We start from the raw sequence: 26,001 nt of genomic DNA, 5'->3' as shown, positions 1-26,001 counted from the left end.
TAAGCAGCAAAAGCAGCGGCGCCGAAAAACATCAACAGGGACCGCCAATGCTTTTGGGCCAGCATCTTCACCTCCTCCCGAAGATGCTGGCCCAATCCAAGTCTGCAATCGGAGCGACAAGGCGATGGTCCATCTCAGACATCATCAAGACTTTGCCATTCGCCGACTCTATCCAGCCGACCAAAACGAGATCTGCGAGCACTTTCGACGGCTCGACGCCGAAGCTCGGCGCGCGCGGTTCTGGTGGACTGTCAGCGACGAGAGTCTGACGACCTACGTTCAGAGCATTCCTCATTATGACAGCATTCTCTGTGGCGCGTTTGCAAAAGGGCGTCGGAGGGGCGTTGCCGAACTCCGCGGTGACGACCAGACCGGATCTACAAAGACGGAAGCCGCCTTTTCTGTCGAACCTGATTGGCAAAACATCGGAATTGGTGATGCGCTGTTCGAGCGCATTATCGCAATCGCGCGGAAGTGGGGCATCAGTTCAATTGAATTGATGTGCCTGCGAGAGAACCGCCGCATGAGGCATCTTGCAGCAAAGCACAATGCTCGGCTGTGCATCGATCAGGGCGTTGCTAAAGCCGTTTTGCATCCAAACTGGTCATCGCCCTCCTCCCAAGCCGCAGAAATCGTTGGTGAAGTCAGGGGATTTCGCTTGTTCATTTGAGTGGGGGGAGAAGCAAACGTCCCGAAACGTTGCGTTAGCACATACTCGAAAACTCTCAAAGTCCCGCAAAGTGGACCAAGCACCGTTCTTGCCGGCTAGGCTCTCATCAAATGCCCGAAAGAGATCTAAGGTGCGACACGACCTCGTCCGAACCGTGGCCGGCTTTCAGGCAGGCAAATACCACCGGCAGATCGCCCCGCATTCTCGCGGCGTCTCGGCGCATGACGTCCAAAGATGCCCCCACATGAGGGGCAAGGTCGGTTTTATTGATGACTAGGATGTCTGACCTGGTGATTGCGGGGCCACCCTTGCGTGGGATTTCCTCGCCTGCGGCCACGTCGATCACATAGATTGTCAGGTCCGCCAACTCCGGGCTGAAGGTGGCCGATAGGTTGTCGCCACCGGATTCGATCAGGACGACCTCTACGTCGGGGTGACGCAGCCGCATCTCGGCCACGGCAGCCAGGTTGATCGACGCGTCTTCGCGAATCGCCGTATGAGGACAGCCGCCGGTTTCCACTCCAATCACGCGATCCGAAGGCAGGATTTGCATGCGCATCAGAGCTTCGGCGTCTTCTTGTGTGTAGATGTCGTTGGTGATGACGCCGATCGAGTGATCGTCTTTCAAAAGTTCGGCAAGCCTCGCGGTCAGGGTCGTCTTTCCTGCACCGACCGGGCCGCCGATACCGATGCGCAAGGGGCCGTTGAGTTGTGTCATGATTGGAAGAGCCTCGGTTCAAGAGTTTCGTGGGCCATCGCGGAGATGTCTGAGAAAAAGGCATTGCCAAAAACGTCCGTGGTGTCCGCATTTCTCGTGTCTTCGGCGACCTGAAGGCAAAAGGGCTGCAAGTTCAGGATCACCCGTTGACCGGCCGTCTGCCCGATGGGGCTCAGGCGGATGGCCGAGGAGGTCAGGTTTGCGACAAAGGCCTGCAGATAGAGAACGGCAGTCGTATCGATATCCAGCTCTGCCAATCTAGCGGCGCGACCGACGGAAACGGGCAACAGCATGTCAGGCAGCGCCAAACCCCAGACAGCATTAACCGTCGCAACAAAGGCAGCGCCCTGCCTTTCAGCTTCGCGCAGACGCTCTTGAGCGGTGGCAAAGGATCGTGCTTTCGCGTCCATCTCCAATGGGTCGTCGGCAGCATAAGCCAGCCGCATCCAGATCGCATCAGCGCGACCTGAGCCATCACTCAGGCAATCTCTCAGCCAGTCTTCCAAACTGGTCGCGTCGGCAATCCAACCCTCGTTGATCGCTGTTTCAAGTCCGTGCGAATAGGCGAATGCCCCCACTGGAAACGCGGGCGACAGCCATTGGGTCAGCGTCAGTAAGTGCGCATCAATGGGCGTGGGCATGGGCCGAGTGTCCGTGATCGTGCGCATGGGTGCGCCCGTGACCATAGGCGCCGCCTTCCGGAGTGAAGGGTTCGGTGACTTGGGTCACTGTGGCACCGAGGTGGCTCAGCATATGAGCGATGACGGGATCATCCTGGATCAAAAGGCGGGTCGCCTCGATCTGACAAGGTGTGTGGCGGTTGCCGATGTGCCAGGCGAGGCGGGGCAGGTCTTGCCCGGAAACGGCCAAGAGGTTTTCGGGTGCCGCCGTCACTTTAACCAGACGTCCATCGCCCAGTTCCAGCACGTCGCCATCGTTCAGAGATACGGTCTGTTCGAAGTCCGCGACAAAGGACCAGCCTTCGGTCGTTGTCAGTTTCTTTCGCCGGAAAAATCGGGCGTCGTAGGTCAACGCGCAGTCCGCTATCGCATTGTCTGATGTGCCAACGGGATGGAGCGTTTGTGCAAGTGGAAGATCAGTCATGGGGCCTCAATATAGAAAATACCGCTGCGCCATGGGCAGCTCGGTTGCAGGTTGGCAGGTCAGCAATTCGCCATCAGCCCGCACCTCATAGGTTTCGGGGTGCACTTCGACCTCGGGCATGGCGTCGTTCAGGACAAGATCCGCTTTGCCGATACCGCGCGTGTTCTCCACCGGCAAACTTGTCTTGGCCAATCCAAGCGCATCTCCCAGTCCTTCGGAGTGTGCCGCCTCGGAAACAAAGGTCACGGCATTGGCTTCCAGAGAGCGGCCAAAGGCCCCGAACATCGGGCGAGTATAGACCGGCTGCGGTGTCGGGATTGAAGCGTTTGGATCGCCCATCTGCGCACACACAATGCTGCCGCCCATAAGGATCATCTCAGGCTTCACACCGAAAAACGCCGGGTTCCATAGGACCAGATCGGCGCGTTTGCCTTCTTCGATCGAACCGACGTGCTTTGACAGCCCGTGTGCAATGGCCGGGTTGATCGTGTATTTCGCGATATAGCGACGGACACGGAAATTGTCGTTGTCGCCGACCTCCTCGGCCAAGGCGCCCCGCTGTTTCTTCATCTTGTCAGCGGTTTGCCAGGTGCGAATGATCACTTCGCCCACACGCCCCATGGCCTGGCTGTCTGAAGCGATGATCGAGAACGCCCCCATGTCGTGCAGGATGTCTTCGGCGGCGATGGTCTCGCGCCGGATGCGGCTTTCGGCGAAAGCCACATCCTCTGGGATGGATTTGTCCAGGTGATGGCAGACCATCAGCATGTCCAGATGTTCGTCCACTGTATTGACCGTAAAAGGTCGGGTCGGGTTGGTCGACGACGGCAGAACATAGGCCTCGCCACAGATCTTGATGATGTCAGGGGCATGGCCGCCCCCTGCGCCTTCGGTGTGGAAGGCGTGGATGGTGCGGCCCCTTATGGCGGCGATGGTGTTTTCGACAAAGCCGGATTCGTTCAGCGTGTCGGTGTGGATCATCACCTGAACGTCCATGTCGTCCGCCACAGATAGGCAACAGTCGATAGCGCCGGGCGTCGTGCCCCAATCCTCATGCAGCTTCAACGCGCAGGCACCGCCCTTGACCTGTTCCTCTAAAGCGGCGGGGAGCGACGCATTCCCCTTTCCCGCAAAGGCGAGGTTCATCGGAAACGCATCCGCCGCCTGCAGCATCCGCCCAATGTGCCACGGTCCCGGTGTGCAGGTCGTGGCCAGCGTGCCATGGGCCGGGCCAGTGCCGCCGCCCAGCATTGTGGTTAGACCAGAATACAGAGCATCCTCGATCTGTTGCGGGCAGATGAAATGAATGTGGCTGTCGAACCCACCGGCCGTCAGGATCTTGCCTTCGCCAGCGATGGCTTCAGTGCCAGGGCCGACGATGATGTCGACGCCGGGTTGTGTGTCTGGGTTGCCCGCCTTGCCGATCTTGTGGATCTTGCCGTCTTTCAAACCGACGTCCGCTTTGTAGATGCCGGTTGCGTCCACGATCAGCGCGTTGGTGATGACGGTATCCACCGCACCCTCGGCGCGTGTGGTCTGAGCCTGACCCATGCCGTCACGGATCACCTTGCCGCCGCCGAATTTGACTTCTTCGCCGTAGGGACCTGTCAGGTCCTTTTCCACTTCAATGATCAGGTCAGTATCGGCCAGTCGCAACTTGTCGCCGGTGGTGGGGCCGAACATGGCGGCGTAGTCAGAGCGGGGGATTTGGGTGGGCATCAGAGATCTCCCATCACAAGCTGGTTGAACCCGAAGACACGCCGTGCGCCGCCAATCTGGATCAGTTGCACCTCGCGCCGTTGACCGGGTTCAAACCGCACGGCTGTCCCGGCTGCGATATCCAGACGCATGCCGCGTGCGGCGTCGCGGTCGAAATCGAGCGCCGCGTTGGCCTCGCCGAAATGGTAGTGTGAGCCGACCTGCACTGGTCGGTCGCCCGTATTGGCGACCATTAGCGTGATCGGCTCCGCCCCTGCGTTCAGAGTGACCTCACCCTCCGCCGGAAAGAGTTCGCCGGGGATCATTGGCGTCTGCGGACACGGACCGCCTTGCGCTTGGCCAAAACAACCGCAGCGCCGATCAGCATCAAGGCGACGGGCACAGCCCAATCCCCCGAATGCCCATGTGGGAGGCTTGCGGGGTGGGCCAAGGCGGGCGAGGCCAGAAACAAGGCGGGAATAGCGTAACGCATGAGAGACTCCTATCGGATGGGATTGTGGACGGTGACCAGCTTGGTGCCGTCCGGAAAGGTGGCTTCGACCTGCACTTCGTGGATCATCTCGGGGATGCCTTCCATGCAGTCGTCGCGGGTGATGACCACGGCGCCTACCTCCATCATGTCGGCGACCGAGCGGCCATCGCGAGCGCCTTCGACGACCGTGTCGGTGATCAGCGCGATGGCCTCGGGGTGGTTCAGCTTGACGCCACGGGCAAGGCGCTTGCGGGCCACTTCGGCAGCCATGGCGATCAGCAGTTTGTCTTTTTCGCGGGGGTTGAGTTGCATGGATCAAAGGCTCCAGGATTTCGGCAGGGTGGTTTCGGTCAGGCGTTCCAGCACCGGCACCAACCATTGGCGCAACAGATAGGAATCGGCGGCAAGAAGTCGGATGGTCAAAAGATCGGGCGCGACAAGGCTTGCGCCGCCCGTCTTTGGCAACAGCTGTCGGATGATCAGCAAAAGCGCCTCGGCACGCGGGCCGAAGTAAAGGGCGCTGGCAAGGGCGGTCATGCCGCCTGCGATGGCCGGACGGTCAAGACTGGCGCTGATTGATCCGGTCAGGTTGATGCGATCCCAATAGATTGGGCGACCATCGTGGCGCAGGGTGATCCGGTCGCGAAAACTGCCCGAGATACGGGTTTCGCCCATGGCGCGGCGACCGAAGACGACGGGTTCGACCAGCACGGCCTCGGTTCCGTCGGTGACGTCCACGTCAAGGCGACGGTTAAGATAACCGCCGTCAAACATGATCAACTCTTGCGGCAACCAATGCAGTACCGCGCCCTTGGCGACAGACAGGCGCGTGCTGACACACGCAGCGCCAGAAGTGCTGCGATAGGCACGTTCTGCGGCTTGGGTTGTCAGGATCAGGTGGCTGTCCGGCCCGGCGCTGGCCGAAGCCTCAAACCGGTCGCCGCCTGTTAATCCGCCCGAAGTGTTCAGCACAATGGCTTCGACGGCATCCTTGCGACGCGGAAAAGCCACCTTGCTAGCGCCCGAGGTTCTGAAGCGGTCTATGCCCGTACGTCCGTCACGGCATTTGGTCGACAAGGTCATGGCACCGATGGATCTCGGGGCGGTGTTCGCCTCTCGTGATGCCAGATGTGGTTGACCCATGCGTTTGTCGCCCCCGGTACTCGACCCGCATGGTTCACCATGCAGATTGGGGGGTGATCCACCGCTGCGCGCCGGGAAAAAGACCAATCCCGGAGTTCTGCCTATTTGCTGTGCGAAAGTAACCCCACTCGCCCAGAAGTTCAGCAATGATGAGATGCCGACACGGAAATGCCTGAATGACGTGTCGAACGGGTGACAGGGACTTCGTCTGTTAAGTGTGCGTTAGCCATAAGGTGGCAGAAAGCTTGATTGCTGACTTCTAGGTCGTTCATGATCGGATCATGAGCAGTTTGAAAACCTTTCTGGTCCTGCTTCTTATCCTACCGAAGCAAAGTCTGGCGGCAGATGATCCCCTGATGTCTTCATTCGCGGCATGTGCAGGACGGTTCTCGGCCGAGTTGGAACATTCCTGGCTTATGAATGATGACCGCACGGATCAGATCGCGCATCGCCGGGCGCAGTTCATCGACCTTCTGAACGCGACGGTGCCCGACGATCAACGACGTCATGCGCTTCACCTGCGTATCGACGCCAAGATGGCGCATGCGCAATTGCTGACCGCCGCCAGCTTCTCACGCGATGCGGATCGCTCCAAATGGGCGGTGCGGCGTGCCCGGGCCGAGATCGGCTATTGCACAGGATTCTTGCTTGAAAGCTGAAACGCCCAAAGATTTGGCGTTTCTTTCGCACAATAAAATGGCGAACCCGCGAAAGTCTGCGCAATTTTTGACGGATTGACGCCAGGGGCCGTTTTTCAACCCCCGCCGATCTCGCAGTCGCAGCAATTTCCATGGAACGACTTCTTCCGGGATCACACAAATCCCGTTGAACGTGCGATGGTGCTGGCCTTGCAATTCCAAAACACCACCGCACTCCGCAATTAGATTGCGTGGGGGGCATATGGGGGATCACACCCTTGAAAGCAACGCTTCCCCGCGCAGTGCCTGAAGGAAAACTGCGATGAAAAAGACACTTCTTAGTTCTGCTGCCGTCCTGGCCACTTCGATGCTGCCGGCCATGGCGCAAGACTGCCCGATCAAGGTGGGAGTGCTGCACTCCCTGTCCGGAACCATGGCGATTTCGGAAACAACACTAAAAGACACGATGGAAATGCTGATCGAACAGCAAAACGCCAAAGGCGGCGTTCTGGGCTGCGAGTTGGAGGCCGTCGTGGTCGACCCGGCGTCGGACTGGCCGCTCTTTGCCGAAAAAGCGCGCGAGCTGATTTCGGTACACGAGGTTGACGTGATTTTCGGCAACTGGACATCCGTGTCGCGGAAATCGGTTCTACCTGTGATCGAAGAGTTGAACGGACTTCTGTTCTATCCGGTTCAATATGAAGGCGAGGAATCCTCAAAAAACGTCTTCTACACCGGCGCCGCCCCCAACCAGCAGGCAATCCCGGCGACGGATTACTTTCTGGAAGAACTTGGCGTTGAGAAATTCGCGCTTCTGGGCACCGACTATGTTTACCCCCGGACGACGAACAACATTCTGGAAAGCTATCTTCAGCAGAAGGGCATCGCCGAGAACGACATCTTCGTCAACTACACGCCCTTTGGTCATTCTGACTGGTCCAAGATCGTCTCGGACGTCGTGGCTCTTGGTGCGGATGGCAAGAAAGTCGGCGTGATTTCAACGATCAACGGCGACGCAAACGTGGGCTTCTACAAGGAACTCGCGGCTGCTGGCATCAGCGCCGACGACATTCCCGTTGTGGCCTTCTCGGTCGGCGAGGAAGAATTGTCGGGTCTCGACACCACCAACCTTGTTGGTCACCTCGCAGCCTGGAATTACTTCCAGTCAGCAGATACCGATGCCAACGCCGAATGGGTCGAGGCCTGGAAAGCCCGCATGGGTGACGAGCGTGTGACGAATGACCCGATGGAGGCGCATTACATCGGCTTCAACATGTGGGTGAATGCGGCGACCGAAGCAGGTACCACCGACGTCGATGCCGTGCGCACCGCCTTGTACGGGCAGGAATTCCCGAACCTGACTGGTGGCACCGCTGTCATGCTGCCGAACCACCACTTGACCAAGCCGGTTCTGATCGGCGAGATCACCGAGGATGGTCAGTTCGACATCATCAGCCAGACGGAGGAAGTGCCGGGCGATGCCTGGACGGATTTCCTGCCGGAATCGGCGGTGCTGAAATCCGATTGGGCGGAACTCGATTGCGGGATGTACAACACCGAAACGTCGTCCTGCGTTCAGATCAAGTCGAACTACTAAGCATGGTGGGTTGAAAACCCACCCTACGGGTGCGGCGCATGTCGCCCCCAGAACGCCTTACGGGGGCTGAACTATCCATGTCGATTATACGTCGGTTCAACATCGGTTTCATGTCGGTGCTTCTATGCGCTCTTGCCTTGCCACTTTCGGCGCAGAACGCCGAGGCGCCGATCCAGCAACTCTTGCAAGAACATGGCGAAATCATCGCCAAATCCTCGCGCAAGACCATCGGTCCTGCCATCGACGCGCTTGCCGCCAGTGGTCTGGCCGAGGCCCAGGTCGTGCTGGAACGCTGGCAAAACAAAGAGATGTGGCGCGACAAGGACACCGGGCTTTTCGTCTATGGCGAAGCCTCGGGCAAGGAATTGGCGGCCTTCGACTTTGCCGATGGCGCGGAACTTGGCACTTTCGTTGCCCGTGACTTCAAACAGTTGAAACCCAACAGCGGCATTCGCGGCATGATCGGCGCGGCCCTGGTGCAATTCCAACTATCAGGGTCCTTTGCCGAAAAGATGCAGGCCCTGAATGCGATCGAGCGTGACTCGGAGATGTCCCATCTTGCGGCCCTGACCAAAGTTCTGCCCGACGAAACGGACCAGTCTGTACAAAGTCGCATGGAACGCCTTCAGGGACTTTTGACAATCCGCTTCGGCGCGACCAACGAGGAGAGGATTGCTGCCATCCAGCGGTTTGACGGCGATCTTGGTGTCGATGTCCGGGCCGCATTGAACCCGCTTTTGGCCGTGGAGGTCGAGTCTTCGGCACAAGCACCCGAGGGCGATGACATCGCCCGCATCCTGACCGTCGGCAGCGACGACCTGCCGCGCGAGTCCGCCTATGACCTTCTGGTTGCCGCCGATCTGGCGAAACCCCGGATCAGCCGGTACGACAAGCGGAACGCGCTTTTGGCCAACATCTCGGAGGGATCGGTCGCGGGGGTTCAGGTGGCGACCCTGAACAGCGAAGACGCACGCGACCTTGCTTATGAAGCTTTGGCCGAACAGGGCGTGGTAGACCCTGTGGCCACCGAAGCCGAGGTGGATGAAACCCTGGCAGGCTTCACGTTCTACGAACGCTACAGCGGCTCGCCTTCAGTGGCCGTTGCCGCGGCGGCGGTGCTGACGGGCATCGAAAACAAGGTGGCATTCAACCAGGCATTTGACCTTGGCCTTGACGCCCTGTCGCTCGCTTCGATCTACTTTCTTGCCGCCATCGGTCTTGCTATCACCTTTGGCGTGATGCGCGTGATCAACATGGCCCATGGCGAGTTCATCATGATGGGCGCCTACACCGGCTACGTCGTCCAGCAGATCATCCCGGATTACACGATTTCCATTATCGTCGCCTTGCCGCTGGCCTTTGCCGTCACCTTCGGCGCAGGGGTCACGATGGAACGGCTAGTGATCCGCCACCTCTACCATCGCCCGCTGGAGACGCTTCTGGCGACTTTCGGGATTTCCATTGCCCTGCAACAGATCGCCAAGAACATCTTCGGCACGCAAGCGCGGCCCCTCACCTCGCCCGGCTGGCTGGACGGATCGCTGGTGTTCAATGACATCGTGTCGATCAGCTATATCCGGATCGCGATTTTCGTTTTGGCGCTTTTGTTCATGGCGCTATTCCTTTTCGTCATGAACCGCACTCGATTGGGGCTGGAAGTGCGGGCGGTGACGCAGAACCCCCGCATGGCGGCCTCGATGGGGATCAACCCCGACAGGATCAACATGCTGACCTTCGGCTTCGGCTCGGGTATTGCCGGGATTGCGGGTGTGGCGATTGGGCTTTACGCCAAAGTGACCAGCGAGATGGGCGCGGACTATATCGTGCAAAGCTTCATGACCGTGGTCGTGGGCGGCGTTGGCAACATCTGGGGCACGCTTCTGGGCGCAACCATGGTTGGCTCGCTGCAAAAAGGGATCGAATGGCTGAACCCCTCGAACACACTGGCCGCACAGACCTATATGATCCTCTTCATCATCCTCTTCATCCAATTCCGGCCGCGCGGGATCATCGCGCTTAAAGGCCGGGCGGCGGAGGCATGAGCATGGCGGAACTGACAGCAGGCCCTGTGCGTCGCACACCTTTCGTGGTGCGTTATCCGTCGGTGCTTATCTTTCTGGCCTGTCTGGGGCTGTTCACCCTGGGCGTGACGATCCTGTCCGAAGGGTTCGGTATCGGCGTCATCTCGACCAGTTTCGTCAAGACCCTGGGCAAGACCCTGTGCCTCTGCCTCGTCGCGCTGGCGATGGATCTGGTCTGGGGCTATTGCGGTATCCTGTCCCTTGGGCACATGGCCTTCTTCGGAATGGGCGGTTACGCGATAGGCATGTGGCTGATGTACGAGCGGACGCGTCTGATCGTCGTCGAAAGCCTCGCCGCCGGAGGGCTGCCGCCAACGCCCGAAGAGGTCTCCAGCGGGATCGCTGGCCAGATCTTCGGTGTCGTCGGAGCCTCGGAATTTCCGCCGATCTGGGCCTTTGCCCATTCTCTGCCGCTGCAACTGGCCGCCGTCGTACTGGCGCCGGGGCTTCTGGCGCTGGTCTTTGGCTGGCTGGCCTTCCGCAGCCGGGTGACAGGTGTGTACCTTTCGATCCTGACGCAGGCGATGACGCTGGCGCTGTCACTGTACCTGTTCCAAAACGACAGCGGATTGCGCGGCAACAATGGTCTGTCAGGCCTTCAGAACCTGCCGGGGTTGGAGAGCACTAGTCAGGCCATCGTTTCGGTCTGGTTCCTTTGGGCCTCGGCCCTGGCCTTGGGGCTTGGATACCTGCTGGCGACATGGATGGTGTCGGGCAAGTTCGGCTCGGTCCTCAGGGGCATTCGGGACGACGAAGCGCGGGTGCGCTTCCTTGGCTATCCAGTCGAGGCGTTCAAGCTGTTTGTCTTCACCGTATCGGCCGTGCTCGCTGGCATTGCAGGCGCAATCTACTACCCACAGGCGGGCATCATCAACCCGGCGGAACTGGCGCCGATTGCCTCGATCTATCTGGCGGTCTGGGTGGCCATCGGAGGGCGTGGGCGATTGTACGGAGCCGTGATCGGCGCGGCTTTCGTCTCGCTCTTGTCGACCTGGTTTACCGGCGGGCAAGCCCCTGACCTGAACATCGCCGGGTATCGCATTCAATGGGTCGATTGGTGGACCGTCCTGTTGGGGCTGTCCTTCGTGGCGGTTACGCTTTTCGCACCGAAAGGCATTGGAGGGCTGGTCGACGCCTTGGCAGCGCGTCGCAACCCCAATCGGCATGGGCGCGACCTGGGGCCGGGCCACGGTTCTTTGAGAGAAAAGGAGGCAGATGCATGAGCGCGCTTCTTGAAGTCTCGGGCGTGTCGGTCAGCTTTGACGGGTTCAAGGCGCTGAACAACCTGTCGTTCAGCATTGACAGGGCCGAATTGCGGGCGGTCATCGGCCCGAACGGCGCGGGCAAGACCACCTTCATGGATGTGGTGACCGGTAAAACCCGGCCTGACGAGGGCCATGTGCTTTGGGGCGAACCGCCCGTGTCCTTGCTGGGCAAATCGGAAAGCAAGATCGCCATGGAAGGGGTCGGGCGCAAGTTCCAGCGACCCACGGTGTTTGAGGATCAGACAGTTCAAGACAACCTGATGATGGCGCTGAAAAAGTCGCGGTCGCCGCTGGCCGTGCTGCTGTTCAAACCCGAAACACCGGACTTTGCCCGGGTCGAAGAACTGGCGGATGTCATTGGGCTGGACGCGGTTCTGTCACGGAAATCTGGCGAGTTGTCCCACGGGCAAAAGCAATGGTTGGAGATCGGGATGCTCTTGGCACAGGAACCGAAGCTGTTGCTGGTGGACGAACCTGCGGCAGGCATGACGACCGCAGAACGTCAGAAGACCACGCAAATTCTGCGGGACGCGGCGAAGACCCGCGCTGTCGTCGTAGTGGAACACGACATGGATTTCGTGCGGCGTTTGGATTGCAAAGTGACCGTGCTGCACGAAGGCTCGGTTCTGGCCGAAGGCTCGATCGATCACGTCACCAAGAACCAGCAAGTCATCGAGGTGTACCTTGGCCGATAGTTTCCTCAGCATCCGCGATCTGACGCTGCACTATGGCGGCAGCCAAATTCTGAACGGCGTGGATTTCGACGCGGCCCAGGGCGAGGTCACCTGCTTGATGGGCACCAATGGCGTAGGCAAGACGTCGCTGTTAAAGGCGCTGGCGGGCACCCATCCCCGGTCGGGGGGCGACTATGATCTGGACGGCCAAAGCATCGGAAAGCTGAAGGCCTTTGACCTTGCGCGGAAGGGCGTTGCCTATGTGCCCCAGGGGCGCGAGATCTTTCCGTTTTTGACGGTGCAGGAAAACCTTGAGACGGGATTTGCCTGCCTGCCAAGTGGCGAACGCAAGGTGAAGGACGAGATTTTTGATCTGTTCCCCATTCTGAAGAAGTTCCTGCAACGGCGGGGCGGTGACCTTTCAGGCGGCCAGCAACAGCAACTGGCGATCGCGCGCGCGCTGGTGTCGAACCCGAAAGTGCTTCTTCTGGATGAACCGACCGAAGGTATCCAGCCGAACGTCATCCAGCAGATCGGCGGCACCATCCGCATTCTGAAGGAACGCGGGAACATCGCTATCGTCCTAGTCGAACAGTATCTGTCCTTCGCCTATGATCTTGGGGATGCCTTCGTCGTGATGGAGCGCGGTGCCGTCAAACTGAGCGCGCGAAAGCCGGAACTATCACTCGAAAAGCTGACCGCAAGCACGTCTTTGTAGTACGCAATGGCAGGGTGATCTGTATACTATTCTTCCCTTCATAACCGGTTTCGCCGCGTCAAGGCCGTAAGTCTGTTCCAAACCGGCGAACGGCAAGTGCCATTCACCGACGCGGGTCAGATTTCAATCTGCTCCGCAATAGTGAGAGCATCTTCCAACTCAACGCCAAGGTAACGCACTGTACTGTCAATCTTAGTGTGACCCAGCAAAAGCTGCACTGCACGGAGATTCCCTGTCTTACGGTAAATCTCCGCTGCTTTGGTTCGGCGGAGTGAATGGGTTCCGTAACCGCTCGGTTCCAATCCAATCGCTGTCACCCAATCCCGGACAAGCCGACCAAACTGACGCGTTGAGATATGGGGTCGCTCGAGGAAACGGCTCGGAAACATGAAGCTACAGCCCATCATCTTTGGCGACTTGACCCAAGCATGAACCGTATCCCGTGTGTTTTCCGTCAGTTCGAATTGTACTGGTTTCTTGGTTTTGCTCTGGACCACTGAAACCCGTTCTCGAGCACGATCATCTTTGACCAGATCGGTCACGGCAAGCCTAACCAAATCGCATCCACGCAGCTTGCTATCAATGGCGACGTTGAACAGCGCAAGATCGCGCAGATTTCCGGCGAGTTCGAGCCGAGCACGGATCGCCCAGACCTGCTTGGGAAACAAGGGGCGTTTCTGGCCGATGATCCGCCCCTTGTTCCATGCTCTGCGCTTTGGGGTGACTGCGGGAAGTTGAGCTCTAGGCATAATGTGCCCTCCAATCCGCCCTCCGCACCCAATCATCGGCACCGCGCCAACGAGGCACTTGTACAATCGAATCGGATGCCTGCTGTCCGAAGCCCACTCTACTTGAGTTCTCGGTGCAGGCATTGAACCGCTTTGAGTTCGTTGGCGGACATAGGTTGTGATGCACCCCAGAACGGAATCAAGGCGCGTCAGCCCCACCGTGGAAGCACCGGTCCGGTGGGCCGACGCTTGCACGGATTTTCACGGATCACTGCTTTAGTCTACATCCTGTGAATCCGGGCGCACATTCTTGCTATGCAATATTTGAATGGCCGAATTCAGCGCTGCGCCGTGACACAAGAATTTGTGCGTGCCCAGAATTTTCCGTGTTGCGAGCGCACGCAGCGAAAAAATCCAAGGTACAGGTTGGGCTCTGAGCGATGGTTCGCTACCCGTTGCCGGAATTCCCGCTGCCAGACAGCGAACGACGCATGCTCACTTTTGCGGCCTGAGAATCACGAATTTATACAGGTGGTTCGGACGGAAATGCGTTGTCTACGCGAAGGGACGCTATCAGACCGCGAAGGGACCCCGGGTTTCTTTGGCACCGCATGGCCGTGAAGAGCCCAGTTCGGCCAAGGCTGCAAAGTCGACGAACGGCTTGCTCATGGGGTTTAAAGAGATGTTTCCAACCGTTCGCAGAAAAGCCCCTTTGGCTCCGAGGCGAACGTCAAAAGCAAGCAGCCAACCATTCACAAAATGCCGCTGACGCCTGTTTTTCGGGGAGGCCCGTATTTCGTTGGATGACATAATGTGACTGACCATTCGCGATGGGGTCACCGACAATATTGATGGCGCGCCCTGCGGCGATGGCCTGTTGTGCGAACCGTTCGAACATAATCGCGCAGCCGTTCTCCGCGGCGGCCAATTCACAGGCCGCGACCGAGGTGTCAACAATGATGCGGGGAGAAATCCTGTCAATTGGCAGGCCGTTGGCGGATAAATAACGCGCCCAATGGTCGTCAAAGCCCAGAACGTGAATGGCATCAAGTTGCATCAGATCCGCGGGCCTTTGGACTTTCGTTGATGTCTGCACCCCGCAGACGGGCAGGATTCTCTCGTCCGACAGCTTGACCATGCGTGGGTTTGCGTGGGTCTGCGCGGCGAGCAAAATCTCGACATCGACGGGGTGTTTTTCCAGCACATTTTGCCACAGCGACGTTTCAAGCTTGATCACGATTTGCGGGTGTTCATCTTGAAAGGTGGACAGCTTCGGCGTCAGCCAGATGATCATCGCCGCAGAGGCGCGCACAACGATGGTCGTTTCTAGCTCCGGCCCAAAAAGCCCGCTGGTCGAAAACGCGATGTGTTCAAGCGCCTCACGCACCGAAATCAGATAGGCTTGCCCGATATCCGTAAGCTGCAGGCTTTTGGCGCGGCGGATGAACAGGTTTTGCCCCAGCTTGGTCTCCAGCGCCTTGATATGTTGGCTGACAGCGGTTTGCGTCAGGCCCAATTCATGGCTTGCGGCGGTAAAGCTCTGGTGGCGGGCCGCGGCCTCAAACGTGCGCAGCCAATTCAGATTGAGATTCTGTTTCACCCGTGTGGCATAAGATATTTATGTGCTTGAGGGCAATTCGTTTCGTTTATCTTCTGCCAACTGCTCGTCTATCAATGGGTAACGGGCCCGCGTCTGCCCGATTTCCAAAGGAGAGTGCGATGTCAAAGACCGATTTTGGAACCCATGCTGACATGGCCCTGAACCTCGTCGATCTTGCGCGTTATCCAATTGCTGATCTGGATAAGGGCGCGGGTGCGGCGTTCCTGAAGGACTGTCAGGACCACATGGAGGCGTACGGCTGGTGCAATCTGGATGGCTTCATTCGCGCGGACGCATTGGCCGCCCTTGAGGACGAATCCAGCAGCCTTTTGCCCGGTGCCGAGGTGCTGACAATCAAACGCAACATCTATCAAGGTGCGATTGATCCGTCCTTGCCCGAAGATGATCCGCGACGTCGCGAATACACCCATGTGGCTACTCAGCTTGCCGATGACCAGATACCGGCAGATACGTTGATCCAGCAGTTATATCAGTCGGATGTCCTGACGGACTTCGTTCGCCGTGTGCAGAAAAAGACCGTGTTGCATCGTTGTGCAGATGAGTTTCAGGCACTGAATGTTGTCGCACTTTACCCCGGCAGTTGGCATGCATGGCATTATGATACAACCGAATGTACCGTGACGTTGCTTTTGAAAGCAGCTGAAAGCGGTGGCGATTTTGCATTCTTGCCAAATTCGCGCACAGATGAGGCCGAAGACCGTGACGCCGTGGACCGGTTATTGGCGGGGGATATGTCCCATGCGCATAAATTCGATCGTGGGGCCGGGACGTTTACACTGTTCCGTGGCGGATATTCCTTGCACGGTGTGACCGAAGTGTTCGGCGCGCATCCCAGAATGACGGCAATTATGACCTATGATGAACAAAAAGGTCGTGTCATCAGCGACGACATCAACGTACGCATCTATGGCACACGCGTTGAAAAAATCCTTGAGGATCGTAGGGCCGCACTGGCGCAGGCTAAGGGAATATCACAATGAAAACCGCTCTCCTCGTTATTGATGTGCAAATGGCGCTCGCCCATGACGATGCTGCTGGGGCCGCGCGGTCTTGCCCTGAAGCGTCTGACAATATTGGACGTTTGCTGTCGCAATTCCGCGCATCTGGTGACAAGATCATCCACATCCACCACCACGGCACAGATGCGGATGATCCGTTTCACCCAGATGCACCGGGTTCTGCCGTTCAACCGTTTGCCGCACCTCAGAACGGCGAACAAGTGATCGTCAAACACGCCTCTAGTGCATTTGGTGGCACCACGCTTTTAGCTGATTTGCAGGGCGCGGGCATTGAACGGGTCGTCATCTGCGGTGCGACCGCCAATCATTGTGCTGAATCCGCCGCACGCTCGGCCAGCAGCCTTGGGTTTGATATGATCTATGCCTCTGATGCGGTCTGGGCCTATGACGCAACCGGTCCAGACGGGGTTGCCCATACCGCCGCGCAAATCCACTCGGTGACCCTTGCAAACCTTCACGGCGAATTTGGTGCGGTCCAATCGACCGACGAAATCCTCGCCGCTTGATTTCAGGAGACGCACACATGCGCATTGGTTTTATCGGGCTTGGCACGATGGGTGGGGCGGCGGCCCTGAACCTGATCAAGGGCGGGCATCAGCTGGCCGTTTGTGATCTGGACGCTAAGCGCGCCGAACGGCATCTGGCGCTTGGGGCGACGTGGGCTGATACGCCCGCCATGGCCGCCAAAGATGCCGATATCGTCTTTACTATGGTGTTTGGTCCCAAGCAGATCGAACAGGTGGTTCGGGGTCAAAACGGTCTACTGTCGGCGATGGGGGCGGGGCAGGTTTGGGTTGATATGACAACCAACCAACCGACCCTGGCACGAGCACTTGGAAGCGCATTGGCAGCCAAGGGCGTCCAGCCGGTCGACGCCCCGGTATCAGGCGCGGTTGATGGCGCACGTGCAGGCAATATGCCGCAATTTGCTGGCGGCGACGAGGACACGATCGAGCGTATCCGCCCCGTGATGGAGCTGATGGGGCCGATGCACTACATGGGCCAAAGCGGCAACGGGTCAATCACCAAACTTGCCAGCAACCAACTTTGGGCGATCCACGCCACCGCGATGGGAGAGGCATTGGTCATGGCCGTAAAATCCGGCGTTGAATTGCCCCGAGCATGGGAAGCTCTGAAAATTGGGGCCAGCGATAGCTGGTGTATGCACCATGATGCGCCGTCGGTCTTTGCAGGGCACTACGATCCATCTTTCACGCTAGACCTGTGCCAAAAAGACTTGGGGCTCATTGTCGAGGCCTGCGATGACGCAGGAACACCGGCCCCCGCGACACGTCTGGTCTGCGCGCAATTTGAAAAAGCGCGAAAAACCTACGGCGGCGACAAGGGCGAACTGCACGTAATCAAGCTGGAAGAAGATGCCGCCGGTGTGTCACTGCGTACGGATGGTGACTGGGTGCCCCATTGGGAGAAATAGCGATCCAGGCCACTTTGGTATGCCCCAACCGAAGTCAGTTGCTGACTTTGGCACCGTTTCAGCAAAAGTCGGCATTGTCCGCGACCTGTAAATTCCCACCTTAAAGAATGCTGCGCGGTGCGCGAACGGCCAGAATGGCCGCCGCACCGCAACATGAGAAGTTGCGCGGGTGCCGAAAAATCCTAGCTGCGAGCGCACGCAGAAAAAAATAGCAACGACTGGTGGGGGCTCAAACCAGTCATCTGACGGTTTCAGTAGGTCATCGGTTCGGTTCAGACAGTATGAAGGCCTGCTATGCAGGACAATGCCGACATTGGATTTTCCTGCTTTGCTGATGCAGCATTCTCTCGCACGTGCGGCACCACCATTGATACGATGCAGCGCATGTCGCCGAACCAGTCGTTCGCGGTCGTAGATTTGCAGCAAACCGAAAACATTTCGACAAGTTTTCAATTGGCGACTTGAAATAGCAACTCGTATCCCACAAGCATTCAGCAAATCATTTTCGCTTTCGTTGAACGCCTAACGACGGACGTTATTTGGCTTAAGTGAAATAGTTTAAAGGATAATAATGCACGCTGTCGTTTTGTTTTTTTCGCTTGTCCTCTTGGTGTTTGCTGGAGCTGCTCAAGCTCAGAGCGTTATCACTCTTTCTGAGAAAGGCGGATTACACGCAGCTTACGTAGTTCCGGTAGACGACCTCGACCGTGTGGACGTGCAGCTAATTGTTCTCTCGGGGGCGTATGACGATCCGGAACCATCCGGTACGGCGCATCTGACTGAACATCTGGCCGCGTTTTCAGCGGATGCTACCATTCTGAGAAAGCCCCGAGAGCGTGATATCCATGCGACAACGCACAACGTATCTACTGTCTACACTAATTCTGGCGTTCCTTCCGACATAGAAATGCTGTTGCGGCTGTCTCGGGCGGTTCTTGACACCCCAACACTGCCGAAAGGATTTGCGGAAAGCGAAATTGATATCGTTCAGCGTGAAACACTGCTACGCGAAAGACAGTCTCCGCTTCGCTGGCTCCGAAGAATTGCGCTTCAAAACCTCTATGGCACTCTGCGTGGTCGGGCAAATAACACCATTGAAGATCTTCCCAAATTGAACCTTGAGAAGGCCTATCAGTTTCACGAAACACACTATGTGCCATCCAATGTGACGTTAATCGTGTCGGGGAAAATTGACCCTGATAAAGCCGAAGAACTCGTTGCACGTATATTTGGGGACACAGAACCTTCTGAGGTTCCTCAGAAGCCCTGGTTAGACCACAAACCGGATCCCGAGCTCAAGTTTATTGAGCGCATTAGGTCGGACAAGCTGGCGCATGACACAGTCCAGTTTGCGAAATTCGTGGACTTCGAAGATCGGTCAACCAGCATCGAGATGCAGGGCGCATTTTTCATCGCCATCGATATTTTGAACGAAAGGCTATACAAGGCCCTGTACTATCAAGACGAGCGTGTTTTCAGCGTCGATGCTGACTGGTATTTTGCCAAGAATGCTGATCTAGAACTTACCATAGATTTGCACCTGATGCCTGGCTTCAGCTTGGACCCGGCGCACAGCCATCTGACAGAAACTCTGGCGAATTTGTTGAACGAACCAATCACCAGGGACGAAATCAATCAAGCACGCCAGACGCAGGTCGTTGGAGCCCGGAATGCCGCGCGCCGACCCGTAGAGTTTCTATCATTTCTGAAGAATGTGGCTTCTGATGGCTTCCCACCTGTCACACCGTCAGTATTTGTCGAGATCTTGAACGATACGACAGATCAGGACGTTATTGATTTTGCCGAAAAGGTCATCAAGCCATCAGCCACATCAGTCGTGTTGGCCGAAAAAGCAGAGTAACATGCAAGCATTCAAAAGCCGGTTCACTTCCTCTCTCTTAATGGTTCTCAGCCTGCTGTCAGCGCAGCAGGTCCGAGCAGAGCTGATCGCAACGACTGGCGATGCGAATATTGTTTATCTGATGCCACTAGAAAACGGCATCTCAGAACTCACCTTGGTTTGGCCAATTGATCGGCCAACAACAGAACGGGTGGCCGCGTTGCGCGCTGGTCTCGCAAGTATCGTGTCAGGAGGAACATCAAGCCGTTCCTCCCACAAAATTGCTAAATACAAGCAGTTGAAGGGGATCAGGTATTACGTCGAAACAAGTCGCCATAGTCTGATGCTCACTGTTTCGGCGCCAAATGAAGTCTTTCCAGAGACCATCGTCCACCTCGAAAATCTATTGCTTGAGCCGGAATACTCCGACGGCTGGTATGCAAGAGAGCTGCAGTATTCCAGCCCAATCAAGTCTACCAGGACCAGAATGCCAGAACATGTTCTGGATGAAGTGGCGGATTTCCTAGAGTACGAACCTGACGAAGCAGAAACCGAGGTTTGGGATGGCCAATTTCGTTTCGGTCAACCCATTCAGGCAATCCTAAGATCTGGAGATGAAGAAGTAGAACGCCGCACCATTCGACTGGTTAACAATCTTCCCCGCCCGAAGGGAAAGTGGGAACTGCCTTTTGCAAAATGGGCTGAAGCGTTGATTGGCACGGATGTGGATGACTTCACCCTTCCAGCGGGTGTCATTCACTTTGCCGATCCCGACTCTTCCGAGATGCTGATCCTTTTTGTCAAAGCAGAGGAGTTTGCGGACGAGGCTGACCAAGTTGGAACAAATGTCTTGGTGGATTACATTGGCGCAAACCAAGGGTCTGAGATGTTTCGGATAATCCGCCAGGAAATGCGTGCGGCTTACGATCCACGTTCAGATTTCGTTGTCATGGGGAAGAGAAAGGCGATTATCTCACTGAGCGCAACAGTTGAGGCGGTAAGATGGCCAGAGATCTATGAGAAAATAAAGGAAATCTATCAGAGTGTCCGCAGCGGGAAGATTGAACAAGAAGGTTTAGAGATTCAGTTCGGTCAGTTGGACCGGGCTTACTATCGCGATTTTTTCACTGAGCCTGTCTGGGGAACGCGGCAATACCTGCACGAGTACCCCGAGGGCGCTGACGGGACTATCGAAATTCCACTTTTTGGCGTGTTCCAAACACTGTCATTGGAGGAGACGGCAGCAATCTCACATGAGCTTTTGCCGCCTTTGGAGGATTTCCTTCTTATTCTGATCGGAGGAGGAAACTCTCCTCTGGACCCCTTGCAATCAAAAGGTTTCTGCTCGATGCCGAAAAGCACCCCATTGAGGTTTTGCCTTGATGTGCTTTCGAATGCTGAAAACCTATAGGTCAAATGCAATTGTAGTTGGCCTTTAAAAGGAAGCACTAGCCCCTGCAAAGCTCAATTGCCGCGCAAAGCAGTCATAAGTGTTTAGTGCTGTATTGTGCAAATTGGGCGCAGAGCCAGGTTTCGCCGCTTGCGGCGCCAAAGTTCGCTCCTGCCATGCGAACGACAGTACATCGACCGTGACAGTGGAAGATAAGAGGCTTGACCTATTCTGCCGATGGCTGGTTCCGTTCCATCTGCGCCAAGTTGCCTACTGCATTGGCAATCGGCCGCAGCGAGCCCATAGCGTGAATACGATTTTCACGCTGCGCGTGCTCGCAACGCCAATTTCACTCCGTCGTCTTTGTGTCCCATGCTGGGCATCCAGCATTCGACTTGGAGCACCTGCCACAAAACGACTCAGCGGATCACGTGGACAGAACAATTGGCGTGGTGAACGACCCGGTTCGCAGTCGACCCAATAAACATGTTCTCGATCCCCGGCTTGTGTGAGGCCAGCACGATGCAATCGATGCCATTTTCATTTGCGAAATCAACGATCGCTCGGCCAGCGCTCCCCGAGATAAGCCGCGGTTTCGCCCCCGGTAGCTCTGCAGCGTTCCGATGTAAGCCTTCCTGAAGCTCTTTTCGCGTGTTGGCCAGAACTTCCTCGGGTATCTGGGATGCCACATATGCAGGGACCGGCTCCTGCACATGGAGCACTGTGAATTCCGCATCGGCACTCGCTAGCAAACGAGCAGCTTCAAATGAGGCCTGTGTATCGTGATCGTTGTCCAGCGCGACTGGAATCAGAATGTTCTTATACATGTTATTGACCTTCGATTGCTCCAGCTACGATCATTCCGGCCTCCGCGGTGATACGGCACTCTAAACCGGTTCGGATTTCGAAGACTTACCCGCTTTCTTTGCTGTGCTTGCAACATCACCTATTGTTTTTTCCTCAGCTTCGTCTTCGGTTTCCGCTGCAAATGCTGCACATCGGGCAACTGTTTCGAACCATTCCTGAGCGTCAGCCACGAGGCGTTCGGCTGAATGCTTCTGCCACTCTGCTATGGATTGCAGTGCTTTCGCCGGATCAGTCGGGTCTGCAGCAGACGCCGAGCGCGCAGCTTCTAACGCGGTTCGAACAGCCTCGTGACGCCTCTCAAACCAATGTTGAGCAAAGGCCTCTGCCTCTTTCAGTGATTTCTCCTGCGTGTCCCAGAATTGCTCAAGCTGAGCGCCTAAAAACGGATTGGCCGTAGTAGTCGGCTGCATCTGCTTGAAAACATCAACAAGTGGGTTGGAGTAACTTGATTTTGGCTTCTCTTTAGGCATCGGAGATTCCTCCTCATCTTCCCAATGCTGAATCTTACCATATCCAGTAGAAAATAACCTTAATGTAGATCAACCGGCGTCAACAAACGTGGGCAGTGGTGATCTACAATCTAACGGCAGCATTTGTACCAACCTACTCGATTTGAATAGACTCCAGATAATAGATCACATTTGCCAACGGCACACCTGCGAACATCGGCTGGCCGTCAGGCATGGTCAGCGCAACTTTTTGGTCCGAATCCAAAGCTGGTCCAAAAATGGGCATTTCTCCGCCATGCGCGAGCAATGGTGCGCGACCATCGATTTGACGCGCCACCGCCTCAATCGGAAAAACACCGTCGTTTTGGGCCGCAAGCCTGGTCAAATCAGGCGTCCTTATTGCCAGCATCTCCGCCATTGGACCATCTCCAGTGGCCTCGAAACCATGGCATTGCCAGCAATAGGTTCTGTAGAGATTGTTTCCGTTTTGAAGGTCAATATCCTGCGCCAGTGCAGCACTTGCAGCAAATATTGACAAAAGAAGTCCGCGATAAACTGGCATCTGTTCCTCCTCGAACGTCAGCATTTCGCGTTTAGACTACGCGGTAATGAATGAACGCTTCATTGATCTCGCTCATATTCAGCCTTTGAGTACCAGCTGGGAAAGACTGCGACGAAAGTAAGTACACTGCAGTCGGTTCCGCTTGGCTGGTCGGTTCTTGGCGACCAATGACATAGATCAATTCAAAAAGGTACATTACATAGTAAAGCATGAATGTTTCAGCGGGATTGCCGTTCATCGCCTGCATCCAAATCAAACATGGTGATAAGTGGAATTGCAAAAGCGTGGAAATTCCACCGCAGGGGCTCAGAATGAATGGTGGCGAGCCCCTCGTTAGTGACTGGTGTACTTAACCGCGCTGTAGCTTCGGTACACAGGCGTTTGTTCATTGAGGAGTGAAGCCAATGCATACGGCCGATCCACCGACACCTAAACTCCGACGCGCGCTTACTGCCCCGTTGCTTACGCTTTACGGGCTAGGTGTCACCGTCGGTGCGGGAATCTATGTGCTTGTCGGTGCTACCGCCGAGGTCGCTGGTCCTTACGCCGCTGTTTCGTTTCTCATTGCAGCGCTCGTCGTTTCGCTGACGGCTTTGTCGTACGCCGAACTCGCGACACGTTATCCCGTAAGCGCGGGAGAAGCGGCATACGTCGAAGCGGGGTTTCAAAGAAACTGGATTGCCGTGTTGGTGGGTCTCGCCGTCGCTGCTTCGGGAGTGATATCGGCTTCGGCCGTTGCGATTGGAGCGGCCTCTTATCTTCACACCCTGACCAACCTTGGCACCACGTTGCTTACGATCGGCATCGTGTCGGTTATGGGACTGATTGCACTCTGGGGCATTGCGCAATCAGTATTTGTGGCTGCAGTGATCACGATCATCGAGATTTCGGGGCTTCTGTTTGTGATTGGCTGGGGCATGTCCGTGCAGGATCCGCAAGGCTATGCGTTCAGCGAGACGATTCCAGGTTTTGAGATCAACGCTTGGCGGGGCATTTTCGCGGCGTCGCTTCTGGCTTTCTTTGCCTTTGTTGGATTCGAGGACATGGCAAACGTCGCCGAAGAAGTAAAAGACCCAGTTCGCACAATTCCTAGGGCAATTCTGCTGACGCTCGTTCTGGCGACGGGTCTGTATCTGGCGACCTCAATTACGGTCCTGCTTGTTGTTCCTATCGATACCTTGTCGACGTCGACTGCCCCGCTTGCTTTGGTTTTTTCAAATGCACCCGAAGTAATCAAACAGGGGTTTGCCGCAGTCGCAGTCGTTGCAACAGTCAATGGCGTCCTGATCCAGATGATAATGGCGTCGCGGGTAATCTACGGCCTTGCCGACCGGGATCATCTGCCGAAAATACTGGCGAGTGTCCCGCAGGTAACCCAGACACCAGTCGTCGCAACCCTGCTGGTTGTGGCGCTAATCCTTCTACTGACCCAAACACTGCCGATCGGCACCCTAGCAGAACGCACATCTCAGATCGTCTTGGGGGTGTTTGTTCTAGTCAATTTCTCGCTGATCTTTTTGAAGTTGAAACCGGATTCAACCCGACAACATTTCCACGTACCTCTTGTCGTGCCAATCCTTGGTGTGCTGACCAGCACCCTGCTTTTTGGCGCCGGGTTTCTTTGAGAGAAAATCCGACGGCGTTAGGTCGCCAGAACGGGATCCGAATGACTTATGAACACTGATCGACCTACACTTGGAAGGCGGCTCTCTGACTGGTGGCACCGGACATTCGTTGATCTGGTCGCGCAACTACAGTGGTCCTACATGCCACCGTTGATGGTGTACTTCGCGGCCGGAGTTTCGGGACTGACATCCGTCGTTGGCGCGTTTTTCCTCAAGGACTATCTGAATCTATCTGCTGCTTTCGTGGCGGGGTTGGCATTTTGGGCCGGATTGCCCTGGATTTTGAAAATGCCGCTTGGGCATCTGGTGGATCTGTTCTGGCGTTGGAAATCGCTGCTGATATTGGTTGGCGCGTCTCTTATCACGGCCTCGTTGCTTATCATGTATGGACTTGTGACCGCGCCTGCCCAGATGGCCGGGGTCATGCTGCCTGAGCATTGGTATGTCGTTGCCTTGATCCTGGCACCTTCTGGTTATGCCATTCAGGACGTCGTGGCAGATGCCATGACGATCGAAGCGGTACCACAAACCAACCAAGATGGGTTCGCGTTTACGCATGAAGAAGTTCGTGCCCGCCACACTACCATGCAGACCCTGGGCAGGATTGCGATCATATCCGGGTTTGCGGGAGTCGCAGCGGTTAACATCTGGATTTTTTCGGGTGCGGAGGATCTGGAGAAAGTCGATCGTTTGGTTCTCTACGGTCAGGTCTATCTCGTCGCTCTGGTTGTGCCCTTACTGTCGATCAGCGGAGTGGTTCTTCATGCTCTGATACAGCGTCGCCTCGTTAGTCTTGGGCACCTTCCACACAAACCGGATCAAGCCACCGAAGTAAGGTGGCCAATACTGCTGGGAGGTCTCGCGTTTGTTGTACTCAGCGTTGTGTTGGGAACCGCAAATTTTGCGTTTGCGCAAGAGGCTGTTTTTGCGGTTTCGCTCACGGTCATTCTCTATCTCATGTCACGGCTGCTAAGGGAACTGGAGCCGAAACATGCCAAGGTTCTGATCGGGACGGCGACAATTATTTTCGTTTTTCGCGCGGTCCCGTTGCCTGGTCAGGGATTGACCTGGTTCGAAATCGACGAGCTAGGGTTCGACGAACAGTTTCTGGCAATTCTGGCGCTCCTGACCTCACTACTAGCGCTGCTTGGCCTGATCATCCTCAGGCCGTTTATGGCCAGTCGTTCCATCGCGCAGGTGGTGGTACTGCTCACCATTGCCGCCGGAGTGCTGGCCCTGCCTAACCTTGCTTTGTACTACGGAGTGCATGAATGGACGGCCGCGCACACAGGCGGGGTTGTGGATGCAAGGTTCATCGCCATACTCGACACAGCCGTCGAGTCACCGCTGGGTCAGATCGCGATGGTCCCGATGCTGGCCTGGATCGCACGTAACGCCCCGACACATCTCAAGGCGACCTTTTTTGCTGTCATGGCCTCTTTCACCAACATGGCATTGTCGGCAAGCAGCTTGGGCACAAAATACCTAAACCAGGTATTTGTCGTGACTCGTGTCGTTACCGAACCCAGAACGGGTACAGTTGCATCCATCGCTGACTATAGCCACTTAGGGAATTTGCTGATTACCGTGGGCCTGATCTCTGTCATAGTCCCACTGATTATGGTTCTTCTTGTGCAAAATTCACCATATCGGACAGGCGAATGAA

The 26,001-nt window shown here is 56.5% G+C and carries 29 protein-coding genes; 15 read left to right on the top strand and 14 right to left on the bottom strand.

All coding sequences use genetic code 11. The annotated features are described in order from the left end of the window. Positions 1–124 precede the first annotated feature (124 nt). On the top strand, positions 125–670 hold the full coding sequence (locus AC2FH0_RS08980; protein ID WP_496789120.1) for a GNAT family N-acetyltransferase: 546 nt from the start codon (positions 125–127) through the stop codon (positions 668–670). A 106-nt stretch (positions 671–776) separates the two neighbouring features. Here the strand turns inward: AC2FH0_RS08980 and ureG are convergent, their stop codons facing one another. Genes ureG through AC2FH0_RS08940 form a run of 8 tightly spaced genes read right to left on the bottom strand, consistent with a single transcriptional unit; the run spans position 777 to position 5,826 of the window. Next, positions 777–1,388: an urease accessory protein UreG gene (gene ureG / locus AC2FH0_RS08975; protein WP_142639053.1), complete on the bottom strand. Its 612-nt coding sequence runs from the start codon at positions 1,386–1,388 to the stop codon at positions 777–779. Then, the gene (locus AC2FH0_RS08970; RefSeq protein ID WP_142639055.1) at positions 1,385–2,029 is read right to left on the bottom strand and encodes an urease accessory protein UreF; all 645 of its coding nucleotides are present in this window, start codon (positions 2,027–2,029) and stop codon (positions 1,385–1,387) included. The genes ureG and AC2FH0_RS08970 overlap by 4 nt, the downstream gene beginning before the upstream one ends. Further along, the gene (locus AC2FH0_RS08965) at positions 2,013–2,492 is read right to left on the bottom strand and encodes an urease accessory protein UreE (protein ID WP_142639057.1); all 480 of its coding nucleotides are present in this window, start codon (positions 2,490–2,492) and stop codon (positions 2,013–2,015) included. The genes AC2FH0_RS08970 and AC2FH0_RS08965 overlap by 17 nt, the downstream gene beginning before the upstream one ends. Positions 2,493–2,498: 6 nt before the next feature. Further along, complete coding sequence (gene ureC, locus AC2FH0_RS08960; protein WP_496789118.1) at positions 2,499–4,211, bottom strand: urease subunit alpha; 1,713 nt, start codon at positions 4,209–4,211, stop codon at positions 2,499–2,501. After that, positions 4,211–4,516 carry an urease subunit beta gene (locus tag AC2FH0_RS08955; RefSeq protein ID WP_142639060.1) on the bottom strand — a complete coding sequence of 102 codons (306 nt, stop codon included), beginning with the start codon at positions 4,514–4,516 and terminating at the stop codon, positions 4,211–4,213. The genes ureC and AC2FH0_RS08955 overlap by 1 nt, the downstream gene beginning before the upstream one ends. Next, positions 4,513–4,683, bottom strand: coding sequence for a hypothetical protein (locus tag AC2FH0_RS08950; protein WP_282022498.1), 171 nt, complete (start codon positions 4,681–4,683; stop codon positions 4,513–4,515). Before AC2FH0_RS08950 ends, AC2FH0_RS08955 begins: the two co-directional genes overlap by 4 nt. Before the next feature lie 9 nt (positions 4,684–4,692). Next, entirely contained in the window at positions 4,693–4,995 is a 303-nt protein-coding gene (locus AC2FH0_RS08945) for an urease subunit gamma (protein ID WP_496708943.1), read from the bottom strand. A gap of 3 nt (positions 4,996–4,998) precedes the next feature. Continuing rightward, entirely contained in the window at positions 4,999–5,826 is an 828-nt protein-coding gene (locus AC2FH0_RS08940; protein WP_496789117.1) for an urease accessory protein UreD, read from the bottom strand. Positions 5,827–6,107: 281 nt separating this feature from the next. Here AC2FH0_RS08940 and AC2FH0_RS08935 point away from each other — a divergent pair, with 281 nt between their 5' ends. From AC2FH0_RS08935 to urtE, 6 genes are all read left to right on the top strand, one after another. Continuing rightward, on the top strand, positions 6,108–6,485 hold the full coding sequence (locus tag AC2FH0_RS08935) for a hypothetical protein (protein ID WP_496708945.1): 378 nt from the start codon (positions 6,108–6,110) through the stop codon (positions 6,483–6,485). 301 nt (positions 6,486–6,786) lie between these two features. After that, complete coding sequence (urtA, locus tag AC2FH0_RS08930) at positions 6,787–8,061, top strand: urea ABC transporter substrate-binding protein (protein ID WP_496789116.1); 1,275 nt, start codon at positions 6,787–6,789, stop codon at positions 8,059–8,061. A gap of 77 nt (positions 8,062–8,138) precedes the next feature. Beyond that, positions 8,139–10,103: an urea ABC transporter permease subunit UrtB gene (gene urtB, locus AC2FH0_RS08925; protein WP_496789114.1), complete on the top strand. Its 1,965-nt coding sequence runs from the start codon at positions 8,139–8,141 to the stop codon at positions 10,101–10,103. Positions 10,104–10,105: 2 nt separating this feature from the next. Further along, positions 10,106–11,365: an urea ABC transporter permease subunit UrtC gene (gene urtC, locus AC2FH0_RS08920; RefSeq protein WP_496705668.1), complete on the top strand. Its 1,260-nt coding sequence runs from the start codon at positions 10,106–10,108 to the stop codon at positions 11,363–11,365. Next, positions 11,362–12,102 (top strand): urea ABC transporter ATP-binding protein UrtD, encoded by a 741-nt coding sequence (gene urtD, locus AC2FH0_RS08915; protein ID WP_142639072.1) that lies wholly within the window; start codon positions 11,362–11,364, stop codon positions 12,100–12,102. The genes urtC and urtD overlap by 4 nt, the downstream gene beginning before the upstream one ends. After that, positions 12,092–12,799 (top strand): urea ABC transporter ATP-binding subunit UrtE, encoded by a 708-nt coding sequence (gene urtE, locus AC2FH0_RS08910; RefSeq protein WP_142639074.1) that lies wholly within the window; start codon positions 12,092–12,094, stop codon positions 12,797–12,799. The genes urtD and urtE overlap by 11 nt, the downstream gene beginning before the upstream one ends. Before the next feature lie 116 nt (positions 12,800–12,915). On the opposite strand, the gene AC2FH0_RS08905 is transcribed toward urtE, so the two are convergent. Together AC2FH0_RS08905 and AC2FH0_RS08900 are read right to left on the bottom strand one after the other, a co-directional pair. Further along, positions 12,916–13,548, bottom strand: a complete 633-nt coding sequence (locus AC2FH0_RS08905) for a tyrosine-type recombinase/integrase (protein ID WP_496702408.1) — start codon at positions 13,546–13,548, stop codon at positions 12,916–12,918. 709 nt (positions 13,549–14,257) lie between these two features. Further along, positions 14,258–15,127 carry a LysR family transcriptional regulator gene (locus tag AC2FH0_RS08900; protein ID WP_496692001.1) on the bottom strand — a complete coding sequence of 290 codons (870 nt, stop codon included), beginning with the start codon at positions 15,125–15,127 and terminating at the stop codon, positions 14,258–14,260. 119 nt (positions 15,128–15,246) lie between these two features. Here AC2FH0_RS08900 and AC2FH0_RS08895 point away from each other — a divergent pair, with 119 nt between their 5' ends. The 6 genes from AC2FH0_RS08895 to AC2FH0_RS08870 all read left to right on the top strand — a co-directional run bounded on the left by AC2FH0_RS08895 (position 15,247) and on the right by AC2FH0_RS08870 (position 20,853). Beyond that, positions 15,247–16,128, top strand: coding sequence for a HalD/BesD family halogenase (locus AC2FH0_RS08895; protein ID WP_496789113.1), 882 nt, complete (start codon positions 15,247–15,249; stop codon positions 16,126–16,128). Beyond that, on the top strand, positions 16,125–16,673 hold the full coding sequence (locus AC2FH0_RS08890) for an isochorismatase family protein (protein WP_496691999.1): 549 nt from the start codon (positions 16,125–16,127) through the stop codon (positions 16,671–16,673). The genes AC2FH0_RS08895 and AC2FH0_RS08890 overlap by 4 nt, the downstream gene beginning before the upstream one ends. A 17-nt stretch (positions 16,674–16,690) precedes the next feature. Continuing rightward, complete coding sequence (locus tag AC2FH0_RS08885; protein ID WP_496691998.1) at positions 16,691–17,602, top strand: NAD(P)-dependent oxidoreductase; 912 nt, start codon at positions 16,691–16,693, stop codon at positions 17,600–17,602. A gap of 294 nt (positions 17,603–17,896) precedes the next feature. Then, complete coding sequence (locus AC2FH0_RS08880; protein WP_496691997.1) at positions 17,897–18,067, top strand: hypothetical protein; 171 nt, start codon at positions 17,897–17,899, stop codon at positions 18,065–18,067. Positions 18,068–18,173: 106 nt separating this feature from the next. After that, positions 18,174–19,463 (top strand): M16 family metallopeptidase, encoded by a 1,290-nt coding sequence (locus AC2FH0_RS08875; protein WP_496702416.1) that lies wholly within the window; start codon positions 18,174–18,176, stop codon positions 19,461–19,463. A gap of 1 nt (position 19,464) precedes the next feature. After that, a complete protein-coding gene (locus AC2FH0_RS08870; RefSeq protein ID WP_496789112.1) occupies positions 19,465–20,853 on the top strand; it encodes a peptidase M16 family protein in 1,389 nt (462 codons plus the stop codon). A 398-nt stretch (positions 20,854–21,251) separates the two neighbouring features. Here AC2FH0_RS08870 and AC2FH0_RS08865 read toward each other — a convergent pair whose 3' ends face one another. The 4 genes from AC2FH0_RS08865 to AC2FH0_RS08850 all read right to left on the bottom strand — a co-directional run bounded on the left by AC2FH0_RS08865 (position 21,252) and on the right by AC2FH0_RS08850 (position 22,957). Beyond that, entirely contained in the window at positions 21,252–21,659 is a 408-nt protein-coding gene (locus tag AC2FH0_RS08865; RefSeq protein ID WP_496701402.1) for a universal stress protein, read from the bottom strand. A gap of 60 nt (positions 21,660–21,719) precedes the next feature. Beyond that, positions 21,720–22,169 carry a phasin family protein gene (locus AC2FH0_RS08860; protein WP_496789111.1) on the bottom strand — a complete coding sequence of 150 codons (450 nt, stop codon included), beginning with the start codon at positions 22,167–22,169 and terminating at the stop codon, positions 21,720–21,722. Between the two features lie 133 nt (positions 22,170–22,302). After that, positions 22,303–22,710, bottom strand: coding sequence for a c-type cytochrome (locus tag AC2FH0_RS08855; RefSeq protein ID WP_282021708.1), 408 nt, complete (start codon positions 22,708–22,710; stop codon positions 22,303–22,305). Positions 22,711–22,741: 31 nt separating this feature from the next. Then, on the bottom strand, positions 22,742–22,957 hold the full coding sequence (locus tag AC2FH0_RS08850; protein ID WP_496789109.1) for a hypothetical protein: 216 nt from the start codon (positions 22,955–22,957) through the stop codon (positions 22,742–22,744). Between the two features lie 157 nt (positions 22,958–23,114). Here AC2FH0_RS08850 and AC2FH0_RS08845 point away from each other — a divergent pair, with 157 nt between their 5' ends. Together AC2FH0_RS08845 and AC2FH0_RS08840 are read left to right on the top strand one after the other, a co-directional pair. Then, the gene (locus tag AC2FH0_RS08845) at positions 23,115–24,335 is read left to right on the top strand and encodes an APC family permease (protein ID WP_496789107.1); all 1,221 of its coding nucleotides are present in this window, start codon (positions 23,115–23,117) and stop codon (positions 24,333–24,335) included. Positions 24,336–24,383: 48 nt separating this feature from the next. Then, positions 24,384–26,000 carry an MFS transporter gene (locus AC2FH0_RS08840; protein ID WP_496789105.1) on the top strand — a complete coding sequence of 539 codons (1,617 nt, stop codon included), beginning with the start codon at positions 24,384–24,386 and terminating at the stop codon, positions 25,998–26,000. Position 26,001: the final 1 nt, after the last annotated feature.

This window comes from Ruegeria sp. CDSC051, from assembly GCF_059610665.1.
Note: the sequence above shows the minus strand (reverse complement) of the source record. Positions and strands in the feature narration are given on the sequence as shown.

What these genes read in the sequence shown, in the direction of transcription:
- AC2FH0_RS08980 (WP_496789120.1), top strand. Translation starts at nt 125, where the DNA reads ATGGTCCATCTCAGACATCATCAAGACTTTGCCATTCGCCGACTCTAT.
- ureG (WP_142639053.1), bottom strand. Translation starts at nt 1,388, where the DNA reads ATGACACAACTCAACGGCCCCTTGCGCATCGGTATCGGCGGCCCGGTC.
- AC2FH0_RS08970 (WP_142639055.1), bottom strand. Translation starts at nt 2,029, where the DNA reads ATGCCCACGCCCATTGATGCGCACTTACTGACGCTGACCCAATGGCTG.
- AC2FH0_RS08965 (WP_142639057.1), bottom strand. Translation starts at nt 2,492, where the DNA reads ATGACTGATCTTCCACTTGCACAAACGCTCCATCCCGTTGGCACATCA.
- ureC (WP_496789118.1), bottom strand. Translation starts at nt 4,211, where the DNA reads ATGCCCACCCAAATCCCCCGCTCTGACTACGCCGCCATGTTCGGCCCC.
- AC2FH0_RS08955 (WP_142639060.1), bottom strand. Translation starts at nt 4,516, where the DNA reads ATGATCCCCGGCGAACTCTTTCCGGCGGAGGGTGAGGTCACTCTGAAC.
- AC2FH0_RS08950 (WP_282022498.1), bottom strand. Translation starts at nt 4,683, where the DNA reads ATGCGTTACGCTATTCCCGCCTTGTTTCTGGCCTCGCCCGCCTTGGCC.
- AC2FH0_RS08945 (WP_496708943.1), bottom strand. Translation starts at nt 4,995, where the DNA reads ATGCAACTCAACCCCCGCGAAAAAGACAAACTGCTGATCGCCATGGCT.
- AC2FH0_RS08940 (WP_496789117.1), bottom strand. Translation starts at nt 5,826, where the DNA reads ATGGGTCAACCACATCTGGCATCACGAGAGGCGAACACCGCCCCGAGA.
- AC2FH0_RS08935 (WP_496708945.1), top strand. Translation starts at nt 6,108, where the DNA reads ATGAGCAGTTTGAAAACCTTTCTGGTCCTGCTTCTTATCCTACCGAAG.
- urtA (WP_496789116.1), top strand. Translation starts at nt 6,787, where the DNA reads ATGAAAAAGACACTTCTTAGTTCTGCTGCCGTCCTGGCCACTTCGATG.
- urtB (WP_496789114.1), top strand. Translation starts at nt 8,139, where the DNA reads ATGTCGATTATACGTCGGTTCAACATCGGTTTCATGTCGGTGCTTCTA.
- urtC (WP_496705668.1), top strand. Translation starts at nt 10,106, where the DNA reads ATGGCGGAACTGACAGCAGGCCCTGTGCGTCGCACACCTTTCGTGGTG.
- urtD (WP_142639072.1), top strand. Translation starts at nt 11,362, where the DNA reads ATGAGCGCGCTTCTTGAAGTCTCGGGCGTGTCGGTCAGCTTTGACGGG.
- AC2FH0_RS08905 (WP_496702408.1), bottom strand. Translation starts at nt 13,548, where the DNA reads ATGCCTAGAGCTCAACTTCCCGCAGTCACCCCAAAGCGCAGAGCATGG.
- AC2FH0_RS08895 (WP_496789113.1), top strand. Translation starts at nt 15,247, where the DNA reads ATGTCAAAGACCGATTTTGGAACCCATGCTGACATGGCCCTGAACCTC.
- AC2FH0_RS08890 (WP_496691999.1), top strand. Translation starts at nt 16,125, where the DNA reads ATGAAAACCGCTCTCCTCGTTATTGATGTGCAAATGGCGCTCGCCCAT.
- AC2FH0_RS08885 (WP_496691998.1), top strand. Translation starts at nt 16,691, where the DNA reads ATGCGCATTGGTTTTATCGGGCTTGGCACGATGGGTGGGGCGGCGGCC.
- AC2FH0_RS08880 (WP_496691997.1), top strand. Translation starts at nt 17,897, where the DNA reads ATGCAGGACAATGCCGACATTGGATTTTCCTGCTTTGCTGATGCAGCA.
- AC2FH0_RS08875 (WP_496702416.1), top strand. Translation starts at nt 18,174, where the DNA reads ATGCACGCTGTCGTTTTGTTTTTTTCGCTTGTCCTCTTGGTGTTTGCT.
- AC2FH0_RS08870 (WP_496789112.1), top strand. Translation starts at nt 19,465, where the DNA reads ATGCAAGCATTCAAAAGCCGGTTCACTTCCTCTCTCTTAATGGTTCTC.
- AC2FH0_RS08865 (WP_496701402.1), bottom strand. Translation starts at nt 21,659, where the DNA reads ATGTATAAGAACATTCTGATTCCAGTCGCGCTGGACAACGATCACGAT.
- AC2FH0_RS08860 (WP_496789111.1), bottom strand. Translation starts at nt 22,169, where the DNA reads ATGCCTAAAGAGAAGCCAAAATCAAGTTACTCCAACCCACTTGTTGAT.
- AC2FH0_RS08855 (WP_282021708.1), bottom strand. Translation starts at nt 22,710, where the DNA reads ATGCCAGTTTATCGCGGACTTCTTTTGTCAATATTTGCTGCAAGTGCT.
- AC2FH0_RS08850 (WP_496789109.1), bottom strand. Translation starts at nt 22,957, where the DNA reads ATGCAGGCGATGAACGGCAATCCCGCTGAAACATTCATGCTTTACTAT.
- AC2FH0_RS08845 (WP_496789107.1), top strand. Translation starts at nt 23,115, where the DNA reads ATGCATACGGCCGATCCACCGACACCTAAACTCCGACGCGCGCTTACT.
- AC2FH0_RS08840 (WP_496789105.1), top strand. Translation starts at nt 24,384, where the DNA reads ATGAACACTGATCGACCTACACTTGGAAGGCGGCTCTCTGACTGGTGG.